Source organism: Actinomadura bangladeshensis (assembly GCF_004348335.1).
In the GTDB taxonomy this organism is placed as follows: Bacteria; Actinomycetota; Actinomycetes; order Streptosporangiales; family Streptosporangiaceae; genus Spirillospora; species Spirillospora bangladeshensis.
Genome location: NZ_SMJW01000363.1, coordinates 1 through 5,991 on the forward strand (window position 1 = coordinate 1; position 5,991 = coordinate 5,991).

Genomic DNA, 5,991 nt, shown 5'->3' on the forward strand with positions numbered 1-5,991 from the left:
CACCCCCTCCGACCTGAACGCCAGCACGAGCAGCGAACCCACGCCGACGCCGTCCGGCCCGGAGCCGACCGCGAGCGATCACCCGGTTCCCACGTCGTCGCACGGTCAGTGCACGGCAGGCGATGCGAGCCCGTGTCCGTCCAGCCAGCCCTCCAACCCGCCCGGCAGCGGACACGCGCCGACGCCGAGCGGTCATCCCGTTCCCACGGTGACGTCCACTCAGCCCTCCGGCCCGTCCGGCAGCGGGCACGTGCCGACCGCGAGCGGTCATCCCAGCCCCACGTCGCATGCGCACTGCGCGCGTGGCCAGTCGAGCCCGTGTCCGTCCGCGTACCCCTCCGGTCCGCGTCCGACGGTGGGCGGTGGTCACGCGCCATGTACGAACGGCAAGCCGAGTCCTGGACGCAGTCCGTGCCCGGCCACGAAGACGTCCAGTCCGAGTGGTCACTCCAGTCCGCATTGCGCGGTCAGTAAGGCGAGTGCCGCCGGGCGGCCGTGTCCGTCCGGGCAGGCGCTTGGGCCGAAGCCGAGTGCGAGCGGTGGTCACTCGCCGGCGACCGGACCGTGCAAGGGCGGTCAGCCGGGTGCCGGGGGTGCGCCTTGCGTCGCGCCGCCGCCGTCCGTGTCGAAAACGTCCACGGCGAAGCCGACTCCGCGTGATTCGGCGGGTTCGGCCGTCGTGATCCCGCCGAGTGTCGCGCCTAGCCCTAGCGATCCGCCCGGCTTGAGCGGGCACTCCGGGGAGGCGGGCGTGCAGCCGTCCGTGGCGCCCACGCCGTTCTCCGTGCCGGATCTGCCGACCGTGGCGCCGCCCAGGGCGGTCGTGCTGCCGCCGGTGAACGCGCCGGCGGGGCCGGTGGTGGCGCCCGGGGAGACCCGGATGACGCTGATGGCCCCGGCCGGGATGGAGCAGGCGGACGAGGCGGACTGGGCGGTCGTCGTCGGGATCGCGCTCGTGGCCGAGATCGGCCTTCTCTGGGGCGTCGCGTGCGTCGGGCTGCTGCGGCGCCGGCTCGCGTTGCAGCGGGCCAAGTCCGGCAGGTGAGGCCGGGCCCGGACGACGGGAACGGGCGGCGCGCCCGGTCCGGATAGACGTATCGAAGGACGGGCCATCCCAAAACGGGCCCGGTGTCAGTAAGCTGACCGCCTGGCAGTAAACGCTGTCGTGACGGACAGGGGATCCGGTATGTCAGACGCGACGATGCAATGCCCGACGATGCAATGCCCCAAGTGCGAGTCGAAGCTCGACACCCACGAGCGGCACGGGGTCGTGATCGAGGAATGCCCGGGGTGCAAGGGCGTCTTCCTCGACCGCGGCGAGCTGGAGCAGCTGATCGACGCCGAGAGCCGCTACCTGGCGGAGCTTCCGGACGACGCGAACCCCGAGACCACCTACCAGGGGCGGCACCGGCGCGGCATCGTGGAGCAGATCTTCGCCGGCGACCAGTAGGCTCCGGCACGGTCGGTGACCGCGCGGACGCCCCCCTGTGAAAAGGGTTTTCCCTCTTGTCACGGGGGTGACAAACCGCGCGCCGCCGAATGTGTCCGGCAGCCAATATCGCTCTCTCGCTACCATCCGGTAGCTTGACGATCATCGCCGGTCGCCGGGGGCGCCCAGACACAGCCGTCCGGCCGACGCGGTCCGCATCCGCCGATGGCGCCCGCCCGCACGCTCCGTACCGGGCCCGTCCGGCCCGTCCCCTCGGGAGAATGATCAATGGCACTGGGCTCGCTGCTTCCCGAACTCCTGCCCGGCGGCTCCGGCCGCACCCCGCTGATCGAACGGGTCGCGAGGTGGGCGAGGGAGAAGCCGGACGCCCCGGCCTACACCTTCGTCGACTACTCGGCCGACCCGGCGGGCGCGCACATCACGGTGAGCTGGGCGGAGACGGACCGGCGCGCGCGGGCGGTCGCGGCGACGCTGCGGCGGGTCAGCGGGCCGGGCGAGCGGGCCGCGCTGCTGCTGCCGCAGACCCTCGAGTACATGATGACGATGCTCGGCGCCATGTACGCGCACGTCATCGCGGTGCCGCTGTTCTCCCCGGACCTGCCGGGGCACGCCGACCGGCTGATCGGCGCCTACGCCGACGCCGAGCCCGCGGTGATCGTCACGACGCGGAACGCGCTGCCGCACGTGGAGAAGTTCCTCGCCGACCACGACGTCCCCCAGCCCAAGGAGATCGTGTTCGCCGAGGAGATCGACCCGGCGCTGGCCGACCGGTGGGAGGACGAGCCCATCGGTTTCGACGACCTCGCGTACCTGCAGTACACGTCGGGGTCCACCCGCCGCCCCGCGGGCGTGGAGATCACGCACGGGAACGTGACGGCGAACGCGGCGCAGCTGTGGGCGGGCTGGGCGCCCGAGAAGCCGAACCCCGAGCTGGTCAGCTGGCTGCCGCTGTTCCACGACATGGGGCTGATCTCGACGATGGCGCTGCCGCTGGTGAACGGCGACCACGCCATCTACACCGACCCGGTGTCGTTCATCATGAACCCGATGCGCTGGCTGCAGCTGATCGCGTCGCGGCCGGGCAAGAACGTCTACACGGCGGGCCCGAACTTCGCGTTCGAGTACGTCGCGTCGATGGCGACGCCGGAGAAGCTCGCCGGCCTGGACCTGTCCGGGCTGACGACCTGCCTGAACGGCGCCGAGCCGATCCGCACCTCGACGCTGGCGACGTTCGCCGAGTCGCTCGCGCCGGCCGGGCTCCGGCCGGGTGCGCAGGCGCCGGGCTACGGGCTGGCGGAGGCGACGGTGTTCGTCACCGCGGCCGCCGAGGACGTCCCGCCGAAGGTCATCTCCGTGGACCGGGAGGCGCTCACCAAGGGCGAGCTGGTGCTCCGCGACGGCGGGTCCGAGCTGGTGTCGTGCGGCGGCCCGTGCGGTCAGCTCGTCGCGATCGTCGACCCGGAGACCCGGACCGAGCAGCCGGACGGGCGGGTCGGCGAGATCTGGGTCCACGGCCCCAACACGGCCCCCGGTTACTGGCGCAACTCCGAGCGGAGCCAGGACACCTTCGGCGGCGAGCTGAACGACCCCGGCGAACTCCCCGTCGGCCCCTGGATGAAGACCGGCGACTACGGCGTCGTCCACGAGGGCGAGCTGTACGTCACCGGCCGCATCAAGGACCTCATCATCGTGGACGGCCGCAACCACTACCCGCAGGACATCGAGGTCACGACGCAGGAGGCGCACCCCGCGATCCGTCCCGACCACGTGGCCGCGTTCGCCATCACCGGGGCGGAGACCGAGCGGCTGGTGATCGTCGCCGAGCGCAACCGCCGGGTCCCGCTCGGACGGCTGGACGAGGACGAGGTCGAGGCGGCGGTGCGCGGCGCCGTCAACATCGAGCACGAGATGAGCGTCCACGACTTCGTGTTGATCGAACCGGGTGGCGTGTCGCGCACGTCCAGCGGAAAGATCGCACGTGCGGCGACGCGGCAGCGCTACCTTGACGGCGGGCTGCCGACGACCGCGGCGCGCCTCGCGTCCCGCAAGTAGGAACACGGCGCGCTCGAACCACGGCGGCCCGCCCGGCCGCGGCGACACAGGAGGACCATGCTTTCGGGGCTGGGGCGTCTGATCCACCGGCGGCGCTGGACCAGCCTGGTGCTGATCCTGGTGACGACCGCCGTCGCGGGCGCCTGGGGCCTCGGTGTGCTCGGCAAGTTCAAGGAGGGCGGCTTCGAGGACCCGGACGCGTCCTCGACGCTCGTCGCCAAGCTCGGCGCCACCTATTTCGGCAGCACCAACCCCGACGTGCTCGTCCTGTACTCCAGCGACACGATGACGGTGGACGACCCGCGCTACGAGGCGAGCGTCATCACGACCGTCTCGCGGCTGCCGAAGGCGCAGGTCGAGGAGATCATCTCCTACTGGTCGTTCGACGGTAAGGCGGCGGAGACGTTCGCCTCGCACGACCGGCACAAGACGTTCGTCGCGGTGAAGCTGCGCGGCGAGGACGGCGCGACCAAGACCGAGAACTACCACCTCGTCAAGGACCGGCTGGCGGCGCCGGGGCTGACCGTCCAGTACGGCGGCAGCGTCCCGCTGGGCGAGGAGTTCGGTCAGCAGGTCGTCACCGACATCGTCCGCGCCGAGATGATCACGTCGCCGCTGCTGATCATCCTGATGGTGATCCTCTTCGGCGCCCTCGTCGCGGCCCTCCAGCCGATCGTCGTGGGGATGTTCTCGACCATCGGCGGCCTGGCCGTCCTCCACGTCGTGACGTATGCGGCGGACGTGACGTCGTTCGCCTTGGAAGTCGTCACGATGATGGGCGTCGGCCTGTCGATCGACTACTCGCTGTTCATCATCAGCCGGTTCCGTGAGGAACTGGCGCGCGGCATGGCCGCGCAAGGGCTGCCTCAGGGCAAACCCTGGAAGTGGGAGCGCGACAAGGCTTCGCGCAAGGCCGCGAAGAAGGCGTACAAGACGGCCTTGAAGCCGATCCGTGAGTCGGCCCTGGCCGCCACCATGGCGACCGCGGGCCGCACCATCATGGTCAGCGGCGTCACCGTGTCCGCGGCTCTCGCCGGCCTCCTGCTCTTCCCGCAGATGTTCCTCCGGACGATCGGGCTCGCCGGCATAGCCACCGTCATGGTCGCCGTGTTCGGCGCCACGGTCCTCCTGCCGACGCTCCTGGCACTCCTGGGGACGCGTGTCGAGGCGGGGCGCATGCCGTGGCGGCGTCCCACGTCCAAGCGCGCGCAGCGCGACCCCGAGAGCGGCTTCTGGTACCGCCTCGGCCACAGCGTGATGAAGCATCCGCTGCCGTACTTCGCGGTGGTGCTCGTCATCCTCGGCGTGATGTTCGTGCCGTTCCTGAACGTCCAGTTCGGCAGCGTGGACGCACGGGTCCTGCCCAAGAGCAGCCCCACCCGCCACGTGGTGGAGACCGTCAAGAAGGAGTTCCCCAACGGCTCGGCCGAGCCGATCGACGTGGTCGTCTCCGGCGACCTCATCCCGCGCGACTGGAAGCCCGCCAAGAAGGACGACCCCATCCCGCCCTACCTGGAGGACTTCCGGCAGCGCCTGGCGAAGCTCCCCGGTGTCGCGGACGCCCAGTTCACCGGCTACTCGGGCACGTACGGCGGCGTGCGCATCTCCGTCACGCACAAGTACGAGCCGATGGACGAGCACGCCCAGGACCTCGTCACCGACATCCGCGGGATGAGCCTGTCCAAGGACGGCTACCCGATGCACATCGACGTCGGCGGCAGCACGGCCTCGCAGATGGACCTGATGTCCAGCCTGATGCGCACCCTGCCGAAGATGGCGGTCTTCGTCGGGATCGCCACGTTCATCCTGCTCTTCATGTTCTTCGGGTCGATCGCGCTGCCGCTGAAGGCGATCGTGATGAACGTGCTGTCGATAGGCGCCTCGTTCGGTGCGATCGTGTGGGGCTTCCAGTACGGGCATCTCGCCGGCGTCCTGAACTTCACCCCGACCGGCGGCGTCGAGGCGACCAGCATGATCCTCATCCTCGCGGTCGTGTTCGGCCTGTCGATGGACTACGAGGTCTTCCTGCTCAGCCGCATCCGGGAGGAATGGGACCTCACACACGACAACCGGGTGGCGGTCGCGTCCGGCATGCAGCACACCGGCGGCATCATCACCAGCGCCGCGCTGCTGTTCCTCGTCGTCGTCGCCGCGTTCAGCATGGCGAGCATCACCATCGTCAAGCTGATCGGCGTCGGCATGTTCGTCGCGGTCGTGGTGGACGCCGCGCTCGTCCGGTCGCTGCTCGTCCCGGCGACGATGCGGTTCATGGGCTCGGCGAACTGGTGGCTGCCGCCCTTCCTCGCCGGGCTGCACGCCCGCATGGACCTGCGCGAGCGCAGCGCCCTGGCCCCGGCGGGCGCGACCGTCGCCCCGCCCCGCCTCCCGGACGAGCAGCCGTTCCCGTACGCGCTGCACTGGGAGGACGCCGGCGAGGAGCCCGCACCGGAACCGCCGCCCGCACCGCGCGTCCTGCCCGCCCCGGTGGG

4 protein-coding genes are annotated in these 5,991 nt (G+C 70.9%); all 4 read left to right on the forward strand.

The annotated features are described in order from the left end of the window. Window positions 1–751: 751 nt before the first annotated feature. Window positions 752–1,045: a hypothetical protein gene (locus E1284_RS37560; protein WP_131944908.1), complete on the forward strand. Its 294-nt coding sequence runs from the start codon at window positions 752–754 to the stop codon at window positions 1,043–1,045. 141 nt (window positions 1,046–1,186) lie between these two features. After that, window positions 1,187–1,450 carry a TFIIB-type zinc ribbon-containing protein gene (locus E1284_RS37565; RefSeq protein WP_131944909.1) on the forward strand — a complete coding sequence of 88 codons (264 nt, stop codon included), beginning with the start codon at window positions 1,187–1,189 and terminating at the stop codon, window positions 1,448–1,450. A 267-nt stretch (window positions 1,451–1,717) separates the two neighbouring features. Next, window positions 1,718–3,502: a fatty acyl-AMP ligase gene (locus E1284_RS37570; RefSeq protein WP_131944910.1), complete on the forward strand. Its 1,785-nt coding sequence runs from the start codon at window positions 1,718–1,720 to the stop codon at window positions 3,500–3,502. 57 nt (window positions 3,503–3,559) lie between these two features. Next, the coding region (locus E1284_RS37575) for an MMPL family transporter (RefSeq protein WP_131944911.1) at window positions 3,560–5,991 on the forward strand (2,432 nt) is incomplete at its 3' end.